Here is an 18,521-nt window from a genome sequence, read left to right as displayed (position 1 = left end):
TTAAAAGGCGCGGCCCGGCTTGACGCCGAGCATCTTGAAGACGGCCGCTGCCGGGCAAAATCCGGTAAACGCGGATTGCACCAGATTCAGGCCAACAAAGACCGTGAGCCAAACGAACAAGGGCGAAACCCAAATCGTCAGCACCACCGAAAGCAGCACCATGATGCCGGCAAATGCGAGAACGGAACGGTCAAGCGTCATTGGTAATCTCCGTCTGTCTGGGAAGGCCTTCGTAACTTTTGGATAGGGAGTCGGAACGTCCCGCCGCATGTCCTGCTCGGCAATGCATCAAGCACTTAGACATGCGGCGTAGCCACGCCGTCATCGATCTTGATTTCCTTCAGCTTGTCGACGCCCATCACCTGCAAGGCGAGACGCTCGTAAAACGGCTCGGCCTTGCCTGTCCGGACCTTGTGCAGGAAATGCCTCTCGAAGCCGACCTTCGCCGTGTGAACCCATTTGCCGGAGGACGACCAATTGACATTGCGCGGCGGGATTTGCGGCTGGGCGACGAAAGCGACGCCGGAATCGCCCAGGTCGGCCAGGCAAACCGCGTTCCATGTTGCTTGGGCGTCCGGCTCGGCGCCTGTAACCAGACGGCCAATGTTCCGGGCTGCAGCAGTGACCATGGATTCGATCATGAAGCCCGTTTTAGGAACGCCGATCGGGACCGGCGTCTTTCCGAGTGGCGCTATGGCAACGCACACACCGATTGCAAAAATATCCGGGTAGGCGATGCTGCGCTGATGCTTGTCGACGACAATGAAGCCGCGAGCATTGGTTAAGGCTTCGATGCCATATACGGCCGCAACACCGCGAAACGCCGGAAGCATCATTGAAAATACTTGCGGGAGTTCATGGGCCGTCTTCAAGGACCCGTCGTCGGCGATTTCCGAGACGAACATCTTTCCCGGCTCGACTCGGTCAACCTTGGCATTGCAGATCCACTTGATGTGATGCTGGCGCAACTCGCTTTCGAGAAGCCCTTTGGTGTCGCCGACACCGTCCAGGCCAAGGTGACCAATATATGGCTCCGAGGTGACGAAAGTCATCGGCACCCGATCGCGAACCTTGGCCTTGCGCAGCGCCTTTTCGAGGATGAATGCAAATTCGTAGGCGGGACCGAAGCACGAAGCGCCCTGCACTGCGCCGACGACCACTGGACCTGGATTGTCGACCAACGCATCGAACGCCTTCTTTGTCTTGAGGGCATGGTCGATGTGACAGATGGACTGGGAGTTGTGGTCAGGTCCAAGCCCGTCGATCTCATCGAAAGCCAGTTCGGGACCCGTGGCAATCACCAGATAGTCATAGGTAACAGAAGATCCGTCGTTGAGTTCGATGCGACGCTCTTGCGGTTTCAGGCGCTTGGCGCCTTGTGGATGCAGCGCGATGTCATGGCGTGCAAACACCGGTGCAAGGTCGACTTCGATGGCTTCCCTATCGCGCCAGCCGACCGCAACCCAAGGGTTGGAAGGCACGAACGAATAGCGGTCTCCATTGGAAACAACCGAAACCTTGTGTTCTTTCCCAAGACCTTTGCGAAGCTCATAGGCCATGATCGTGCCGCCAAGCCCGGCACCGAGAACGACAACATGCGCCATGCATTCCTCCCGCTGTGATGCCCTCGCGCACGCTACAAACCGTTGCTTCAGCGCCGCCGAACGCCTGTGATATACGGCCCCCTCACCAGTTCGACATTGATCCTTGTCAAGCGACCGACCGATACCGCCACAAGTGCCCCTGCCAGCAGTGAACGCCGTCTTGCCAGTCGACGCATCCTGGGAAACGCAATGAGTGAGCGTGTCTTACGGACACGGGACCGCACCTGTTTCGACGCACACAAGCGCGGCAAAGACATCCCGGTTGATGCGCTAAGCACTGGAAGTTCGGGGCTGACGGGACAGATCAACCGCTCGTCGGCGCTGGTCTTGCGACTGGCTGCGCCACACTCGACGCAGGGAATTCCACGATGAAACAGGCCCCACCCTCCGGCACCCTTTCATAGCGTACGGACCCTCGGTGGTGAGTGGCGATCTGGCGGACCAAGGATAGTCCAAGCCCCCAACCGCCCTTGCTCTCGCTTCGTCCCGTCGGACGGTAGAACGGTTCGAAGACCCGTGTGCCCTCGCCGTCCGGAATGCCCTCGCCGTGGTCTTTGACGCACAGGCGCACGATTGCCCCATCGGTCTCGACCTCGGCGATCACCGGCGGAGCCCCATGGCACAACGCATTCTGCATCAAATTTCGAACCAGGCGTCTCAACAACCGCACATCGCCCGAGATCATGGCGGTCGAGCCGGAGACCGCAACGTCGTTGCGCGCACCTTCTTCGGCTGCAAGTGCAAGCATGTCGACGGCTTCCACATGGTCCAGTTTTTGGACATGGTCGAGCCGGCTGGCCAACAGGATTTCCTCGACCAGGCTGTCGAGTTCCGAGAGGCTTTGCACGATCTCTCGCTTCGTTGCCTGATCGGCCGAACGCTCGTAGAGATCTATGGCCATGCGAAGCCTTGCCAACGGCGAACGCAGTTCATGGCTGGCATTGGCGAGCAGGGACCGGTGCGCGTCGACCAGACGTTCGATGCGATCGGCCGCAATGTTGAAACTCCGTGCGACTGCTGCGACTTCATCGCTGCCACTCGCCGCAACCCGGGTTCCAAGCTCGCCTGCCCCCCAAATTTCCACGCCGCGGCGCAGACGCTCCAACCGCCGCGTCAGATGACGAACCACAGGATAGGCTGCAAGGCCGATGACACCGGCGATGACTGCCAGATAGCCAAGGGGATTTCGTCCACCCGGCCCCAGGGGCATGCGGGCCTGTATGACCCGTCCATCCGCCAGTCGAATTGCAAACGGCCGTTTGCCATCGTGCGACTGACGCGAGCCGGGCGCATCGAATTTGAACGGTTCTCCAGCACTGGCAATCAATTGTTCATGCGGGTTGTATAGCGCCAAGTCGGCTGCGAAGGCGTCCGCAAGCCGTTCAAGCGTGATCTTGAGCATAGCCGGATCGTCGGTCACCGGTAACATTGTGGCGATGAATTTGTCACGCCGGCCGCCCCATCCCCGGTCCAGCTCGTCCTGCCCCAGCCGGACAAAGAACGCACTCGTGAATGCGACTACGGCCAAACTGGCCAGCAGCGTGAGGTAGACCTTGAGGAAGAGGCTGTTGCGCACCACAGTTTCGCCCCGACTTATTTCTGATCGTCCTGAAAGCGAGCGAAAACATAGCCGGCGCCGCGCACGGTTACGATGCGACGCGGGTGTTTGGGACTATCCTCGATTGCCGCCCTGATCCGAGAAATATGCACATCGATCGACCGATCGAACGCTTCGAGTTCCTCGCCTTTGACAAGGTCCATCAGTTGCTCGCGCGACAGCACACGTCCGGCATTCTCCGCCAATGCAACGAGAAGGTCGAATTGATAGCTGGTCATCGGACAATCGCGGCCATCGATACGGACTGAACGAGAACCGGGATCTATCTCGAGCCGCCCGGACCGAAGGATGCGTGATGCGGTCAGATCGCCGCCACGGCGCCGCCGCAGTATAGCCTTGAGACGCGCCAGCAGTTCGCGCGGATTAAACGGCTTTGGCAAGTAGTCGTCTGCGCCCAACTCCAGCCCGATAATCCGGTCCGTCTCATCCCCTTTCGCCGTGAGCATAAGAATGGCCACGTCAGATACGGCGCGCATGCGGCGGCAGGCCTCGAAGCCGTCCAGGTCGGGCAGCATGACGTCGAGAATTACCGCGTCTGGCGAACGCCGTTGCACATCAGCGAGGCCGGCATGCCCGGTTGCCGCAGTGTGGACGATGTAGCCATTTCCCGAGAGATAGTCCGCGATCATGGCGGACAGGCGTGTGTCGTCATCGATGATCAGCACCTGTTCCGCCATGGCCGGGACTCTCCGGATTTCAACCTTGCAGTTGAAATCCTACCACCGGCCGTGGCCTCCGCGCGCGTTGAAACGCTCCAGAATCTTTGCCCTTTGTTCTGGCGTCAGGATTTCTGCCGCATCGACAAGAGTGGCCGTCATTTTCCGCGAGGCGGCATCGATCGCGGCAACGCGCTCACTGCGCAACTTTTCGATTGCAGACCGGTCGATAGTCGGCGCGCCCAGAATGTCGGCTGCGGCGTTGCGCGTGTCCCTGAAGTCGTCGAGCATCGGAGCGATCTCATCTCGGGCAGAACCGAAGAGCTCCTTCAGCTTCTTCGACTGTTCCGGTGTGGCATCGATATCTTCCATCATATGCTCCATCCGGCGCTCCGAGAAGCCACCGCGGCCCATAGAAGCATCCATCATCTGGTGTCCCTTGCCAAAATGCAGCATTCCGTGCCCATCTCCGAACTCGCCACTGTTGGCCACAGCAAGTCCAATGCCAGCGACTGCTGCGGCAGCAAGGCCGCCGATAACGATGCGCCGTCCCCAGCTACGCGACCCAGTTGCGGTGTTCGGAGCCAATGGGGCCTGCATATCCTGCTTGTCGTTGTCCATGATCGCTTCCTTGGTTAGGCGGCACTTGCTGCCGCGATAACGCCAGACTGGAGGGTCAACGTTTCTCGAGTGACGGGGAAGTGTGAAGAAATGTGAAGGTGCCTCCCTGTCGACCAGGTTTCCAAGGACGCTCTTTGACTTGGCTCAAGGCGGTGAGCGATGGCGACTGGCAGATATATGTCGCTGCATCCGGTGAGCGGGTTTCAGTCTGCCCTGCGGAATACCGCAATAATGGAGTGCGATCGTTTTGACTGACTGGATCAAGCAGTTTCCGGGCTTGTCCCGTATCGAGCCGGCCGTACGCGACGCGCTGACCCGAAAGAGCGCCATAATTGCGGTCCCGCAAGGCACTGTGATCTTCGGTCCTGGCAAGTCACCCGAGAACCTGCTTCTGCTGCTGGAAGGCAGGGTGCGGGTGCAGCAGGTCTCGGAAGGTGGCCGCGAGATCGTCCTTTATCGGGTCGAGGCTGGACAAAGCTGCGTACTGACGACCGCCTGCCTGTTGGCCCACGAAGACTATTCCGCCCAGGGCATCGCCGAAACCGACGTGCGCGCCGTGGCCATCCCGCGCGCGGTCTTCGATGACCTGGTCTCCCAGTCGGTCGCTTTCCGCAGTTTCATATTCACCGCCTATTCCAAAAGGATCACCGATCTGTTTCAGGTCATCGAAGACATCGCGTTCCAGCGCGTCGATATCCGGCTGGCGCAGAAGCTGATCGATCTGGAACGTGGCGCAAGACAGATCAAAGCCACGCATCAGCAGATGGCAGCCGAACTGGGCACCGCGCGCGAGGTTGTCTCGCGCCAGTTAGGCGAGTTTCAGCGACGGGGATGGATTCGGCAGTCGCGCGGGACGATCGATCTGGTGGATATTGCCGGGTTAGAAAGACTAGCCGCCCTGGATGCGGGATAGATCTCATGGTTTCTCGTGAACAGTAGCTATCGCTGATGCTCAGGGCTCCAACGCTAGAACTCAAAAAGGCCAGAGAGGGCTAGGCGCACACCGGTGAAGAACACGGGCTGCCTGAGGGTCAAAATGGCCTCCGGACGACTTGGAAGCAGTACCCGCGCGGGCGCCAGCCGGGCTCTCCCACGCCCGAGTTCGCACCCAATCTGATCGCCCGGCAAGGCCCGCGAGCCGACCACCACGCCAAGCCGCGACCAATGCTCCGCCAAGATTACCAAGGAACTTGATACCAGCACAGCGGAGACAGGCAAGCACAGCCTCGGTATCGCCCCTTTCGCCGCCCCGTCAGCCTGCAAGTCCCGCCATTCACTTCCGCTTGGTGACATCGTCACTGAACGGCGGATCGAAAGGGCATAGACAGGTCCCGTATTCAACAGGAGATCAGGACAATGATTGCCAATGTAGGAACCATAGACCGGGCTCTTCGTCTTGTCCTCGGCGTGGGGCTGATCGCTGCGGCGTTGTTCAGCAGTTGGGACGTCGTTGACAGCGTTGCACTAGAATATGGCGCTGTGGTCGTGGGCATTGTGATGCTGGCGACTGCCATGTTCCGCTTCTGCCCACTCTACGCGGTGCTGGGGGCCACGACGTGCCGGAACTGACCACCATCGAAACCCTTTTCACCCCGTGGCAATCCCTCTCAGGCGGCATTCTGATCGGGCTGGCCTCGGTGCTGCTGATGCTGACCCTTGGCCGGATCATGGGAGCCACCGGCGTCCTGGCAGGTGTTCTGACGCCGTCCGCGCATCCAGATACCGGTTGGCGGCTTGCATTGCTGGCCGGGATGATCAGCGGGCCGCTTGTTACGCTGGCTGTGACCGGGCAGATGCCCGCAGTCGAGGTAACCGTGTCCATGCCGATGCTTCTGGTGGGCGGCGTGCTGGTCGGGATCGGCGTAACCTACGGATCCGGCTGCACCTCGGGACACGGGGTTTGCGGGGTGGCGCGCCTGTCGCGCCGGTCCATTGCGGCAACATTGACCTTCATGCTGACCACCGGGGTGACCGTCTATCTCATCCGTCATGTTCTGGGGGCCTGACACATGCGACTTCTGACGTCCTATCTCATCGGCCTTGTCTTTGGCGTGGGCATTTCGATTTCGGGCATGGCCAACCCAGCCAAGGTGCTCAACTTCTTCGATGTGACAGGCAACTGGGACCCAAGCCTCATCTTCGTCATGGGAGGGGCGGTTATCATCGCCTTCCTTGGTTATCGCATTGTCTTGCGCAGGACCTCGCCGATCATCGACGCGAAATTCCACTTGCCCGACAATCTGCGCATCGACGCCCGTCTGCTCGCCGGCTCGGCCGTGTTCGGCGTGGGCTGGGGCATCGCCGGGTTCTGCCCGGGGGCTGCGCTCCCCGCCTTGGGAACTGGCCGGATCGAGGTCGTCGCCTTCGTGGCGGCGCTGATCGCCGGCATCTTTGGCGCCAAGGGCCTAATGGCCCTGAGCGGTGCGCGCACAGCCCGCGTGCTGCGCCGCGAAACCTGAACCAGAAAGGAGACTGCCGTGACAGATTATCCGATCAACATGTCCGTCAAACCACAGGTCGAGGCATTCTTCGACCCGGCAACCAATACCATCAGCTATGTGGTGAAAGACCCGTCCTCGAACGCCTGTGCCGTGATCGATTCCGTCATGGACATCGACTATGCGGCGGGCCGGATCACCTATGACCATGCCGACGCCATCATCGACCATATCCGCAAGCACGGCCTGAAGCTGGAGTGGATCATCGAGACCCACGTGCATGCCGACCACCTTTCCGCCGCGCCCTACATTCAGAGCGCTCTCGGCGGCAAGATTGGCATCGGCGACAAGATCATGGTCGTTCAGGACACGTTCGGCAAGATTTTCAACGAAGGCACCGAGTTCCAGCGCGACGGCAGCCAGTTCGACGCCCTATTCGAGGATGGCGACACCTACAAGATCGGCAACATGCAGGCGGTGGCAATCTACACCCCCGGCCATACGCCGGCCTGCATGGTTCATGTCATGGGTGACGCGGCTTTCGTGGGAGATACACTGTTCATGCCCGATGGCGGATCGGCGCGCGCCGATTTCCCTGGCGGCGATGCCGCCACACTTTACGACAGCATCCAGAAGGTGCTGGCTTTGCCAAACGAGATGCGCCTGTTCATGTGCCACGACTACGGTCCCAATGGCCGCGACATCCAGTGGCAAACCACGGTGGCCGCGGAAAAAGAACACAACATCCATGTCGGCAAAGGAGCCACCAAGGAGCAGTTCGTGAATTTGCGCACCGAACGCGACGCAACGCTGGCGATGCCAAAACTCATCATCCCGTCGCTCCAGGTGAACATGCGCGCAGGCGAGGTGCCGACCGACAAGGACGGCCGGCCAATGCTCAAAGTACCCATCAACGCGCTTTGACCTCTGACCTCCATTCAAGGACAAGAAAATGCAGGACATCAAACACATCACGCCGGATTTCGCGGTCAGCCCGCAGATTGCGCCTGTACAACTCGCCGACCTGAAGGCCGCGGGCTTTACAACAGTGATCTGCAACCGCCCCGATCACGAGGATGCAGGCCAGCCAAGCTTTGCCGAGATCAAAGCCGCCGCCCTGGTCGCAGGGCTTGAGGCGTTCCACATTCCGGTCACGCCAGGTCAAGCAACCAGGGTTGACGTTGTCGCTTTCGACACCGCCGTGGCCACGGCTCAAGGCAAGGTTCTGGCCTATTGCCGTACGGGCGCCCGGGCGCAGAGCCTCTTTGCCGCGATCCAGGGATGAACCCGGCACAGTCTGCCCCTTTCTGCAGACGCATTGAAGCCGCCTCTCTTGGACCATGAAGAACCCAGAAAAGTCTCGTCCCATGTCCGCCATATCGCTCGCCCGCTATCTTCCGATCCTGCAATGGGGCCGGACCTATGACCGTCACGCCCTGACGGGCGACCTGCTGGCGGCAGTGATCGTGACGATCATGCTGATCCCTCAGTCGCTGGCCTATGCGCTTCTGGCGGGATTGCCGCCGGAAGCCGGGCTCTATGCCTCGATCGCGCCAGTCATCCTTTACGCGATCTTCGGTACCAGCAGGGCGTTGGCCGTGGGACCAGTGGCGGTGGTGTCACTGATGACGGCCGCTGCCATCGACAACATCGTCGAACAGGGGACCATGGGCTATGCCGTGGCCGCCCTCACCCTTGCAGGATTGTCTGGGGCAATCCTGCTGGCGATGGGGCTCCTTAAGCTGGGATTTCTCGCCAACTTCCTGTCACATCCCGTCATCGCAGGCTTTATCACAGCATCCGGCATCCTCATTGCGACCAGCCAGATCAAACATATTCTGGGCGTAAGAGCAGGTGGCGACACTCTGCCTGCAATGGTCGTATCACTGGCCGACAACCTCATTGCGACCAACTGGATCACCCTGGTGATCGGGATCGGTGCCACCGGGTTTCTGTTCTGGGTCCGCAAGGGTTTGAAACCGATGCTGCGCCAACTCGGCCTTGGCCCGCGCCTGGCGGATGTGGTGACCAAGGCCGGTCCGGTGCTTGCCGTGGCCGTGACGACGGTCGCAGTCTGGGGCCTCGGACTGGATGCAAAGGGAGTGCAAATCGTTGGTGACGTGCCACAGGGCCTGCCGCCGCTAACGCTGCCCTCATTTTCCACCAATCTGATCGGGCTTCTGCTGCTTCCCGCATTGTTGATTTCGGTCATCGGGTTCGTGGAATCCGTCTCGGTCGCGCAGACGCTCGCCGCCAAGAAACGACAGCGGATAGACCCCGACCAGGAACTGATCGGACTGGGCGCCGCCAACATCGGGGCGGCTTTCACGGGAGGATACCCGGTGACGGGTGGCTTCGCTCGATCGGTGGTAAACTTCGATGCAGGGGCCGAGACGCCTGCCGCCGGCGCCTTTACCGCAATAGGGTTGGCCGTCGCAGCCATAGCGCTAACCCCGCTGATATACTTCCTCCCCACGGCCGCCTTGGCCGCGACGATCATCGTGGCGGTGCTTTCGTTGGTCGATTTCTCGATCTTGAAGCGCAGTTGGACCTACTCGAAGGCAGATTTCGTCGCCGTGGCCTCGACGATCGCTCTGACCCTCGCGATGGGCGTAGAGACCGGCGTATCAACGGGAGTGGTGCTATCCATCGTACTACATCTCTACAGATCCTCGCGTCCACATATTGCAGAGGTTGGCCTTGTTCCAGGCACCCAGCATTTCCGCAATATCCGACGCCACACCGTCCTCACCGACCCTACCCTTCTCACCATCCGCATCGACGAGAGCCTCTACTTCGCCAACGCTCGTTTTCTCGAGGATTACGTCGCCGATCGCGTCGCCTCCGATTGCCCGATCAGAAACGTGGTGGTGATGTGCTCTGCCATCAACGAGATCGATCTCAGCGCACTGGAAAGCCTGGAGGCGATCAACCATCGCCTGGGGATGATGGAAGTGAAGATGCACCTGTCGGAAGTGAAAGGCCCGGTGATGGACCGGTTGAAAAGATCCCATTTCCTCGATGCGCTGACGGGGCAGGTGTTTCTGTCGCAATACGACGCGATGCAGACCCTTGCCCCCAAACAGGGCCTGAACCACCCGGACAACCCAAGTCATGCCGCGAGCACCTGTTCAAGGTCAGATCCGGGGTAAGCCGTGACATCACCTCTCGCCTTGACCGATGCGGGTGCGTCCCCCATCGTCGAATTGGCTCCTGGGCAGCGTCCGCTTTTGGATGGCTCGAAACAGGCGTTCGACACGGCCCGCAAGCGGCTGGGGGATCCGCGTCGAGATGATGGCTCGGACATCCGCTCCTGGGCGGCATGCAGAGAGAACTGGTCGGCACGGCTCAAGGTCGGCCCTCAGTGGTGAGGGCTCGGCGCAGCCGACGAATGACAGCAGACCGTCCGCGTTCGTCCGCCTGCTGACTGACGGCCTGGCTTACATCGAGCAGCAATTCCGATAACTCGTTGTGCCAATCAAGGCGGGCGACCTTGCCCGGCAACAGACGCTTCGGTTCGTTGAAATCAACCCTTTGCGCGCCGGCCCTACCGAGATCGAAGGCTTCGTCGAGTTGCGGCGCAATGATACGTTCCGGAGAGACGAATGCCGCCAAGCGTGCCTTCAGTCCGGACAGGCCAGTTTCTTCGCCATGGGTCAGGAATACCCCTTTATGGATAGGCAGGCGCGCCCTTACCCAATCCTCGAGCTCGCTGGCATCGGCGTGGCCCGAATACAGGTCGAGCAGTCTGATCCGAGCCTTGACTTGAAACTCCTCTCCCTGAATTCGTACCCGTTCGGCCCCGTCGAGGAGTATGCGTCCCAGCGTTCCCTGTGCCTGAAATCCGGCAAGCATCACTGTTGCGTTCCTTCGCCACAGATTCGCCTTCAGATGGTGTCGGATGCGACCTGCATCGCACATGCCGCTTGCTGCGATCACGACGTAGAACCCGCTAAGGCGATTGATCGCCTTGCTTTGCTCAACCGTTTCCGTGAAGCGAATTTCACGAGAACTGAGGGCCTGCCTGAGCGCATCGCCTTCCTGGATTTCGTCGGCATGTCGCTCGAAGATTGTGCTGGCGCGAGTGGCTAGCGGCGAATCCACGAAGACATCGGCCTTGGGAATCTGCCCTTCGCGCATCAACCAGAACAGGTCGACAAGCAACTCCTGCGTTCGTTCGACGGCAAACGATGGGATGATAAGCGGACCACTTGCGGCGAGCGCGCCTTGCACTTCTTGCAAGAGCAGGGACCTACGTCGCTGAGGGGTGATTTCTCCTCGCTCCCGATCTCCGTAGGTCGATTCGCAAATCAGATAGTCGACATCCGTCGGCGCTTCCGGATCCGGCTGCAGAAGTTTGTGGGCCGGACCGACATCTCCGGAAAACAATAGTCTGAGCGGCTTGTCCGAAAAATTGATCTCAATTTCGACTGAAGCGGACCCCAACAGATGCCCGGCGTTCCAGAACCTAACCCGCACACCAGCTACGACTTCGAACCATTCTTTATATTGCCTGGCATGGAAGAGCGTCATGCACTTTGCCGCGTCTTCCGCCGTGTATATGGCGGCTACTGCCATACGACCCCGTTGGGCGTTGCGGCGATTGAGGTGCTCAACTTCCATTTCCTGGATGTGAGCGCAATCGGGCAGCATGACCGAGCAGAGATCGATCGTGGCTCGGGTAGCATGTATGGGGCCGGAGAACCCATGCTTCATCAGCTTGGGAAGCAACCCACTGTGATCGATGTGGGCATGGGTCAGCACGACCGCGTCAATCCTGCTCGGATCGAATGGAAAGTCTCCGTAGTTGAGCTCCCGTTCGGATTTCGACCCTTGGAAGAGACCACAGTCGATCAGGATGCGCTCGTTCCCGACTTCAAGCTCGTAACAAGAGCCTGTCACCGCATGAGCCGCGCCATGAAAACGTAGACGTGGCACCATTTCTTGACGCTCCGCGAAGGTTCCCGTTTTGGCGTGGTCCGCCAACCTAGACGCAATTCTGCCAGGTTTCACTTTGCAAACCTTGACTGGGGTCAATTTTCGGCCTGCTGTTTTTAACCCATCCGGAAGCGGGGTGCAGGCTTGTCATGGCAAGGAAGAGCGCAGGCATACTAGCGTTCAGGCGAACGCAAGGGTTCGTGGAAGTCCTGCTTGCACATCCGGGCGGGCCGTTCTGGAGCAAACGCGATCTTGGCGCCTGGTCCATGCCCAAAGGCGAGTATGCCGACGACGAGGAATCGGAGGCAGCGGCCAGGCGAGAGTTCCAGGAAGAGACAGGCATCGAAGTGACGGGCAAGCTCATTCCGCTCGGAACCGTCCGCCAGCATAGTGGGAAGCTGGTCACCGCCTTTGCCGTGGAAGCCGACATCGAGACGACCGATTTCAAAAGCAACCTGTTTGCCATGGAGTGGCCGCCCCACAGCGGCCAAGACAAGCTCTTCCCGGAGGTGGACCGAATTGAGTGGTTCTCGTTGGCCGACGCGAGCAACAAGCTCGTCGCCGGACAGCGTCCATTGTTGGATTTACTGAGCCAAGCAACTGCGAGCGCAGCCTCTGCGGAAAGATGCTCGGGCCAGTGACTGGGACAATGCCCAGCCATCTATTCGCACATAACCGATAGCGCCTGCATCTTGACGATTTCAACCGTTCTCAAGGACACCAGCCGCATGATGCCTTGTCCGCGCAGTCGGGTGAAAACGCGTGACACGGTTTCAAGCGACAGGCCTAGATAATCGGCAATGTCTGTCCGTGACATCGGCAGTTCAAAGCGCTCGAGCCCACCCTGACGCTCGAACATGTCCAGCAAAAAGGCGGCAACTCGCTCAGGAGCATTCTGACGGCCGAGAACGAGGAGATGCTCCTGGGCGCGCACCAGGCCGCGCAGCGCCAGAGGCAGCAGCGTTGCCGACAAATCAGCGGTTGCCGACACTCTCATGGAAAGCGTCGAGGTGGCACCGACCGCCTCGGCGAAGAAATGATGGCGACTATCTGCCTCAAATCCGAACACTTCGCCGGGCAGGTGAAATGCAGAGATTTGCCTGCGGCCATCAGCCAGCAGCCTGTAAACCCGAACGCAACCGAATTTCACCACATAGAAGCAGTTCGCGTCGCTGCCTGGGGAGAAAATCTCGGAGCCAGCCGGATGGAATGACGCCGGCATTGGAACTCCGAATGCCGGAAGAGGCATCTGGCCTAAAAGCACGTCCCAATTGGACCCCGTGGTATTGTCGACATTGCCCTGAGAATGCATTGCTCTCTCCCGCGGTAACCGGGAGATTCATCGCGCATGAGCCGCTGCGGAGAAATTCGGTTATGTCACTAGGGGATAATACGTAGTCACGTGATGGTTTGGGGGCTGTTAATGCTGCCTGGCACCAAGTCCCGCTTCGATGGCCATTCTCACCAGTTCGGGAAGGCTTCGCGCTTCCATTTTGGACATCACGCTTGCCCGGTGAACCTCGACGGTTCGAGGACTGATATCGAGATCGTAGGCGATCGTTTTGTTGGGGAGGCCCGCAACAACGGCGGCGAAGACCTCGCGCTCGCGTTCGCTCAACAGCGCCACGCGTGAACGAATGGCAGATATGTCCTCGTGAACGGCCTGCCTTCCGAGGCTGGCGATGGCCCGGTCTACGGCCGAGATCAGGACATCGTCCTTGAACGGCTTTTCGATGAAATCGAAAGCTCCTGCTTTCATGGCTTCGACGGCAAGTGGAACGTCGCCATGTCCCGTGATGACGATCGCGGGAATGGCGCAGGATAGCTGGCGGAGCCGCTGAAGCAATTCGATCCCATCTACGTCAGGCATGCGAAGGTCCGTCACCAGGCAGCCATTGCGGATGGTTGGTGCCGCAGACAGGAACGCCAAGGCAGACTCGTGCTGGCGCACAGTGTATCCGGACATGGTAAGCAGGAATGCCAGAGACCTTCTGACCGGTTCCTCGTCGTCGACGATGTGGACGACGCTCTCACCCTTGTCCATCGATCGTCTCCTGTTCAAAAGCAGGCAAGGTGAAGCGGAAAGTGACCCCGCCATGGGCGTTCATCCGCATGCTCAGCTCGCCACCGTGGGCCTCAACGATGCGTTTGGCAATGGAGAGGCCAATGCCCATGCCGCTGGCCTTGGTGGTGACGAAGGGCTGGAAAAGGCGTGCAGCGATTTCATCGGGGATGCCAGGCCCAGTGTCGGAAACTTCGACGGCCACTTCGCCCGGGTTCCCAGAAGCTGTCCGCACGGTGAGCAGCCGTGTGTCGCTATCGCGCATGGCTTCAATGCCGTTGCGCATGAGATTTGTGAGCACCTGCTGGATCTGCACTCTGTCAACCATCACCATCCCTGTTCCGGGCCCGAAATCAAAGACTGAGCGAACGCCTCGCTCTCTTGACCCCATCAGGGCCAGAGCGCCTGCCTCTTCGACAAGCTTATGAATGTCCTCGGGCGCTTTCTCGGTCTCCCCGCGCATCACGAATTCGCGCAGATGGCGAATGATCTCTCCCGCTCGTAGCGATTGCGTCGCAATCTCTTGCAACGCCTCTGGAAGCTGGGAAGCCGCTTGCTCTGGGCGTTCGCGCAGCATGCGGATTGACCCTTGCGTGTAGTTTGCAATTGTCGACAGCGGCTGATTGAGTTCGTGTGCAAGCGTGGAAGCCATTTCGCCCAGCTCGTTGAGGCGGGCAAGCCTGGCAAGTTCGCCTTGAATCTCCTGGAGGCGAGCTGCAGATTCCTCTCGTTCGGTCAGATCCCTGATGAAGCCGGTGAAATAGATCTTGTCGCCGGATTTCATCTCGCCCACCGCAAGCGTCATCGGAAACGTGGAGCCATCCTTCCTGCGGCCGACCACCACCCGGTCGACCCCGATGATGCGCTTCTCGCCAGTGGTCAGGTACCTGCGGATGAAGCCATCGTGACCGCTTCGATACGGCTCCGGCATGAGGATTCGAACATTTTTGCCCCTGACTTCCTCTTCCAGGTAGCCGAACTGCCTGACTGCTGCCGTGTTGAAGGAAACGATGGTTCCATCTCTTTCGATGACAACCGAAGCGTCGAGGACGGTGTCCAGTATCGACTTGAGATGGGCCTCGCGCTCAACGAGCCTGTGCTTCGTTTCCTCATTAGCGGTCCAGGCTCGGTGCAGGAGTTCACCCATTGCCGCCAGCGCGAACCCAACGAGGGTGAAAACCAGCAGCGCACCGACACCAGTGTTGCCCTCCAGCTTGAGCCCACCAATGTAGAAAGCGCCAACAACGGACAGGACGACGGAAACTAGCCCGGGGCCTGCGCCACCTATCATCGCAGCCATGAGAATTGCCGGGACGAAGAGTATGAAAGTGGCGCTGTCAGCCAGAAAGCCATGGAGGAGAATACGTGCCAAGAATGCGAATGCCACGATTGAACAGGCAAAAAGGTATGCTTTTCCCCCACTGTAAATAAAAGGGAACCTTACTTTGTGGAACGCTTTGGAAATGGCATCCTCGGCCATGACCACTTCCCGATGTTGCCTCACCCGGACCCGCTGGAAAGCGGTCCTTCACCCTGGTTTTCTTATACATCCATCGATCGCGAAGGGCTACGGGTTGCACCCGTGACATGGTTGCTCGCCTAAATTTGACAAGGATCAATGCGGCAGAAGAGCTCTGGCAGAGACTGGTTTCCTGCATTTGCTGCGACAACAAGGAGTTCGATCGATGTCCGATATCGTACTCAGACAAGATGTCCTCGACGAACTGGATTTCGAACCCAGCATCAATGCAGCCCATATCGGAGTGGCTGTTGATCACCGTGTCGTCACTCTGACTGGGCATGTTTCGACCTATGCTCAGAAGGCTGCGGCAGAGGGAGCTGTTCGACGTGTAAAGGGGGTCAGGGGGGTCGCTCAGGAGATTGAAGTCCGGCCTTTCGGTGCCCACGCCACTGCTGACGACGAGATCGCGAGGCGAGCGGTTACTATCCTTGCATGGAACACGACAATTCCTGAGAACGCAGTCCAGGTCATGGTTCAGCGTGGCTGGGTAACCCTTACTGGCACCGTCGCTTGGCAGTATCAGAAGACCGCGGCAACTGACGTGGTGCAACGCTTGGGCGGCGTGGTCGGCATCTCCAACAACATTGAAATCAAGCCGCACCTGACATCGGCCGATGTCAGCAAGAAGATCAAGTCGGCCTTGGTACGCAGCGCTGAAATCGAAGCTCAAGCGATCCAGGTCTCGGTGTCCGATGGAACCGTCCGGCTTGAGGGTCACGTCCGCACATGGTCGGAGCGCATGGCGGCCGAACGCGCAGCATGGTCTATCCCCGGAGTTACCCAGGTCGACGACCGAATTTCAGTGAGCTGAGGTCGTATCGGGAGGCTGCAGTAATGAAGGCAATGTTGCTTGAACATGCGGGCCAGCCGCTTCGGCTTGTCGAAAGGACGCCCCCTGCCCCCGGGCCCAGGCAGATTCGACTGCGTGTCGAAGCCTGCGCCGTATGCCGAACCGATCTCCATGTTATCGACGGAGACCTGCCAAATCCGAAGCTGCCGTTGATCCCGGGGCACGAGATCGTCGGCATTGCCGACCTAGTCGGATCGGATGTCGACAGTTCTATGCTCGGCCGTCGATTCGGCGTGCCTTGGCTGGCTCGAACGTGCGGCACCTGTCTCTATTGCAGCACGGGTCGCGAGAACCTGTGCGATGCAGCTGAGTTCACAGGCTACACACTGGACGGTGGTTTCGCGACCCATGTCTTGGTTGGCATCGACTATGCCTTCGAGCTCGACCCCCTTGCCGATCCGGTGGCGCTGGCCCCTCTGTTATGTGCTGGGCTTATCGGGTGGCGATGCCTGAAAAAGGCGGGAGACGCTAAGCGTCTCGGGATCTTTGGTTTCGGCGCGGCCGCTCATATCATCGCCCAGGTTGCGGTCTGGCAAAAACGGGAAGTCTTTGCTTTCACCAAACCGGGAGACGTGACCGCCCAGGGCTTGGCCCGCCAGCTTGGCTGCGCGTGGGCGGGCAGTTCGGGAGATCAGCCTTCGGCAGAACTTGACGCGGCGATCATCTTTGCACCGGTTGGTACACTTGTGCCCAGGGCGCTCACTCTGGTTCGCAAAGGCGGGCGCGTTATCTGTGGCGGCATACACATGAGTGACATCCCCGCCATGGAGTACAAAGTCTTGTGGGGGGAGCGCGAACTCGTTTCGGTGGCGAACCTGACGCGTGGGGATGGCCAGGAGTTCTTTTCAATCGCTGAGCAGGCGAAAATTCATGCCCGCACCACCGCCTATCCGCTCCAAGAAGCCAACACCGCACTAGACGACCTTAGGTCGGGAAAGCTCAGTGGGGCTGCAGTCCTAACGCCTTGGCCAATTTCTGCCCGGCATTGGATACCTCGCCGACGGGCCAATCTGTGAGACAGCTATCGACGCTTGGGGAATGCGCTACCGTTACGATGGCCTCGCCCCGCGCGACGTCGGCGAATGCCTGGATGTCTTATGCTTGCATACGGGTGAATGGATCGATCCCGGCGGCCTCATCTACATCGCAGAGGTTCCGTGAACCAAAGTGCAGGACGTGCCGTGATCAGCCACCACCCGAGCATGCGCTAGATATTTTGCACCGCCTTAGCATTTGGGACCGCAACTTGATGCGCGACATGTCTTCCCGGATAGGAAACCCACTGATGAGCATCTTCGACAAGATCAACAAGAGGCTTTCGGACAATCTATATCGGCATGGGCATTACTTGACGGCCCCCCACGCAAAAGACCATGACAAGATCGTTGAAATGGTCGACGACCTCATGGAGTTTGTCAAAGAGGACGCGAAGAAGGACGTGAGGGGGAAGGTCATAAATCTGATACGTCGCCACAAACGTCACGACGTGGAAATATGAGGCACCCACGAGTGACGATCAGCTATTCCGAACTGGCACGACGTAGATTGGCCATCTCGACGGACTACTCACAGGCTAAGAAACATCCGAGGACTGGGCTGGCCCCTAGCGGAGTTCATCGAGCGCCTATGCCAAGGCTTTCGATCTTCCGGATCCATTTCTTCCGCCGCTCCAGACTTCCCCCCACAGGCCCGAGCAAGGTTTCATATACGGGCTTGATCCCCACGAAATTCAGGATCCCTCGGCGCATGCCAGCGATCCCGTGGTTGAGGAACCATAGCCGATAGAAGATCGACGGCATTCCCATGGTCACCACGATCCGAGCGGATCGGCCTCGCAGGAGAGGTTCGGTCAGCATTCCCTTATTTTCCGGGTACTGGAAGGCCACTCCTGGCCGCATCGTCTGCTCGAGGAATCCTTTGAGCAGTGCAGGCATGGTGCCAAGCCACAAAGGGAATACGAACACTAAGTGTTCAGCCCAGACGATCGCGTCGGTAGCCGCTCGCAATGGTTCAGGGACGATACCGTGCTCGAACTCTTCGGCGGTCCTCAACAGCGGGAAGTCTGTGATCGCCAGATCGATCTCACGGATCTGATGGCCCGCGCTCTCCGCCGCGGCAGCATACGCTTTCGCAAGCACGCGACAAAACCGATCGGGGGAAGGATCCGGGTGACCAATTACAATGAGGATACGTCGAGCCATCGAGACAACTC

At 59.4% G+C, this 18,521-nt stretch carries 21 protein-coding genes; 11 read left to right on the top strand and 10 right to left on the bottom strand.

What is annotated here, in order from left to right:
• The 5 genes from H5P29_RS16845 to H5P29_RS16825 all read right to left on the bottom strand — a co-directional run bounded on the left by H5P29_RS16845 (position 1) and on the right by H5P29_RS16825 (position 4,499).
• Positions 1-201, bottom strand: a complete 201-nt coding sequence (locus H5P29_RS16845) for a DUF2892 domain-containing protein (protein WP_067961455.1) — start codon at positions 199-201, stop codon at positions 1-3.
• Between the two features lie 95 nt (positions 202-296).
• The gene (locus H5P29_RS16840; RefSeq protein WP_154384013.1) at positions 297-1,604 is read right to left on the bottom strand and encodes an NAD(P)/FAD-dependent oxidoreductase; all 1,308 of its coding nucleotides are present in this window, start codon (positions 1,602-1,604) and stop codon (positions 297-299) included.
• Positions 1,605-1,908: 304 nt separating this feature from the next.
• The gene (locus tag H5P29_RS16835) at positions 1,909-3,180 is read right to left on the bottom strand and encodes a HAMP domain-containing sensor histidine kinase (protein ID WP_185910108.1); all 1,272 of its coding nucleotides are present in this window, start codon (positions 3,178-3,180) and stop codon (positions 1,909-1,911) included.
• 17 nt (positions 3,181-3,197) lie between these two features.
• On the bottom strand, positions 3,198-3,899 hold the full coding sequence (locus tag H5P29_RS16830) for a response regulator (RefSeq protein ID WP_067961451.1): 702 nt from the start codon (positions 3,897-3,899) through the stop codon (positions 3,198-3,200).
• 39 nt (positions 3,900-3,938) lie between these two features.
• Entirely contained in the window at positions 3,939-4,499 is a 561-nt protein-coding gene (locus tag H5P29_RS16825) for a Spy/CpxP family protein refolding chaperone (RefSeq protein ID WP_067961449.1), read from the bottom strand.
• Between the two features lie 247 nt (positions 4,500-4,746).
• Between H5P29_RS16825 and H5P29_RS16820 the strand changes: the two genes are divergently transcribed.
• The 7 genes from H5P29_RS16820 to H5P29_RS16790 all read left to right on the top strand — a co-directional run bounded on the left by H5P29_RS16820 (position 4,747) and on the right by H5P29_RS16790 (position 10,089).
• Positions 4,747-5,412, top strand: a complete 666-nt coding sequence (locus H5P29_RS16820; protein ID WP_083948565.1) for a Crp/Fnr family transcriptional regulator — start codon at positions 4,747-4,749, stop codon at positions 5,410-5,412.
• Positions 5,413-5,855: 443 nt separating this feature from the next.
• On the top strand, positions 5,856-6,068 hold the full coding sequence (locus tag H5P29_RS16815) for a DUF2892 domain-containing protein (RefSeq protein ID WP_067961443.1): 213 nt from the start codon (positions 5,856-5,858) through the stop codon (positions 6,066-6,068).
• The gene (locus H5P29_RS16810) at positions 6,056-6,505 is read left to right on the top strand and encodes a YeeE/YedE family protein (RefSeq protein WP_067961441.1); all 450 of its coding nucleotides are present in this window, start codon (positions 6,056-6,058) and stop codon (positions 6,503-6,505) included. The genes H5P29_RS16815 and H5P29_RS16810 overlap by 13 nt, the downstream gene beginning before the upstream one ends.
• Positions 6,506-6,508: 3 nt before the next feature.
• Positions 6,509-6,958 carry a DUF6691 family protein gene (locus H5P29_RS16805; protein WP_067961439.1) on the top strand — a complete coding sequence of 150 codons (450 nt, stop codon included), beginning with the start codon at positions 6,509-6,511 and terminating at the stop codon, positions 6,956-6,958.
• Positions 6,959-6,997: 39 nt separating this feature from the next.
• Positions 6,998-7,861, top strand: coding sequence for an MBL fold metallo-hydrolase (locus H5P29_RS16800; protein WP_067966444.1), 864 nt, complete (start codon positions 6,998-7,000; stop codon positions 7,859-7,861).
• Positions 7,862-7,889: 28 nt separating this feature from the next.
• Positions 7,890-8,222 carry a TIGR01244 family sulfur transferase gene (locus H5P29_RS16795; protein WP_067961437.1) on the top strand — a complete coding sequence of 111 codons (333 nt, stop codon included), beginning with the start codon at positions 7,890-7,892 and terminating at the stop codon, positions 8,220-8,222.
• Positions 8,223-8,277: 55 nt separating this feature from the next.
• Positions 8,278-10,089 (top strand): SulP family inorganic anion transporter, encoded by a 1,812-nt coding sequence (locus tag H5P29_RS16790; RefSeq protein WP_246340644.1) that lies wholly within the window; start codon positions 8,278-8,280, stop codon positions 10,087-10,089.
• A 196-nt stretch (positions 10,090-10,285) separates the two neighbouring features.
• Here the strand turns inward: H5P29_RS16790 and H5P29_RS16785 are convergent, their stop codons facing one another.
• Positions 10,286-11,878 carry an MBL fold metallo-hydrolase gene (locus H5P29_RS16785; RefSeq protein ID WP_067966436.1) on the bottom strand — a complete coding sequence of 531 codons (1,593 nt, stop codon included), beginning with the start codon at positions 11,876-11,878 and terminating at the stop codon, positions 10,286-10,288.
• Positions 11,879-12,024: 146 nt separating this feature from the next.
• Here H5P29_RS16785 and H5P29_RS16780 point away from each other — a divergent pair, with 146 nt between their 5' ends.
• Positions 12,025-12,516, top strand: a complete 492-nt coding sequence (locus tag H5P29_RS16780; protein ID WP_154384012.1) for an NUDIX domain-containing protein — start codon at positions 12,025-12,027, stop codon at positions 12,514-12,516.
• Positions 12,517-12,536: 20 nt separating this feature from the next.
• Here H5P29_RS16780 and H5P29_RS16775 read toward each other — a convergent pair whose 3' ends face one another.
• The 3 genes from H5P29_RS16775 to H5P29_RS16765 form a co-directional block, all read right to left on the bottom strand.
• Positions 12,537-13,097 (bottom strand): helix-turn-helix domain-containing protein, encoded by a 561-nt coding sequence (locus H5P29_RS16775; protein ID WP_083948563.1) that lies wholly within the window; start codon positions 13,095-13,097, stop codon positions 12,537-12,539.
• Positions 13,098-13,295: 198 nt separating this feature from the next.
• The gene (gene fixJ / locus H5P29_RS16770; protein ID WP_067961431.1) at positions 13,296-13,919 is read right to left on the bottom strand and encodes a response regulator FixJ; all 624 of its coding nucleotides are present in this window, start codon (positions 13,917-13,919) and stop codon (positions 13,296-13,298) included.
• Positions 13,906-15,417, bottom strand: a complete 1,512-nt coding sequence (locus H5P29_RS16765) for a PAS domain S-box protein (RefSeq protein WP_067961429.1) — start codon at positions 15,415-15,417, stop codon at positions 13,906-13,908. Before H5P29_RS16765 ends, fixJ begins: the two co-directional genes overlap by 14 nt.
• Positions 15,418-15,622: 205 nt before the next feature.
• On the opposite strand from H5P29_RS16765, the gene H5P29_RS16760 reads away from it, so the two are divergent.
• The 3 genes from H5P29_RS16760 (at position 15,623) to H5P29_RS16750 (ending at position 17,807) form a co-directional block, all read left to right on the top strand.
• Positions 15,623-16,270 (top strand): BON domain-containing protein, encoded by a 648-nt coding sequence (locus tag H5P29_RS16760; RefSeq protein WP_067961426.1) that lies wholly within the window; start codon positions 15,623-15,625, stop codon positions 16,268-16,270.
• Positions 16,271-16,293: 23 nt separating this feature from the next.
• Complete coding sequence (locus H5P29_RS16755) at positions 16,294-17,325, top strand: zinc-dependent alcohol dehydrogenase family protein (RefSeq protein WP_067961424.1); 1,032 nt, start codon at positions 16,294-16,296, stop codon at positions 17,323-17,325.
• A 269-nt stretch (positions 17,326-17,594) separates the two neighbouring features.
• The gene (locus H5P29_RS16750) at positions 17,595-17,807 is read left to right on the top strand and encodes a hypothetical protein (RefSeq protein ID WP_154384011.1); all 213 of its coding nucleotides are present in this window, start codon (positions 17,595-17,597) and stop codon (positions 17,805-17,807) included.
• A 115-nt stretch (positions 17,808-17,922) separates the two neighbouring features.
• On the opposite strand, the gene H5P29_RS16745 is transcribed toward H5P29_RS16750, so the two are convergent.
• Positions 17,923-18,510 (bottom strand): NAD(P)H-dependent oxidoreductase, encoded by a 588-nt coding sequence (locus H5P29_RS16745; protein WP_067961420.1) that lies wholly within the window; start codon positions 18,508-18,510, stop codon positions 17,923-17,925.
• Positions 18,511-18,521: the final 11 nt, after the last annotated feature.

The sequence above is a fragment of the Aminobacter sp. MDW-2 genome (assembly GCF_014250155.1).
Taxonomy (GTDB): Bacteria; Pseudomonadota; Alphaproteobacteria; order Rhizobiales; family Rhizobiaceae; genus Aminobacter; species Aminobacter ciceronei.
Note: the sequence above shows the minus strand (reverse complement) of the source record. Positions and strands in the feature narration are given on the sequence as shown.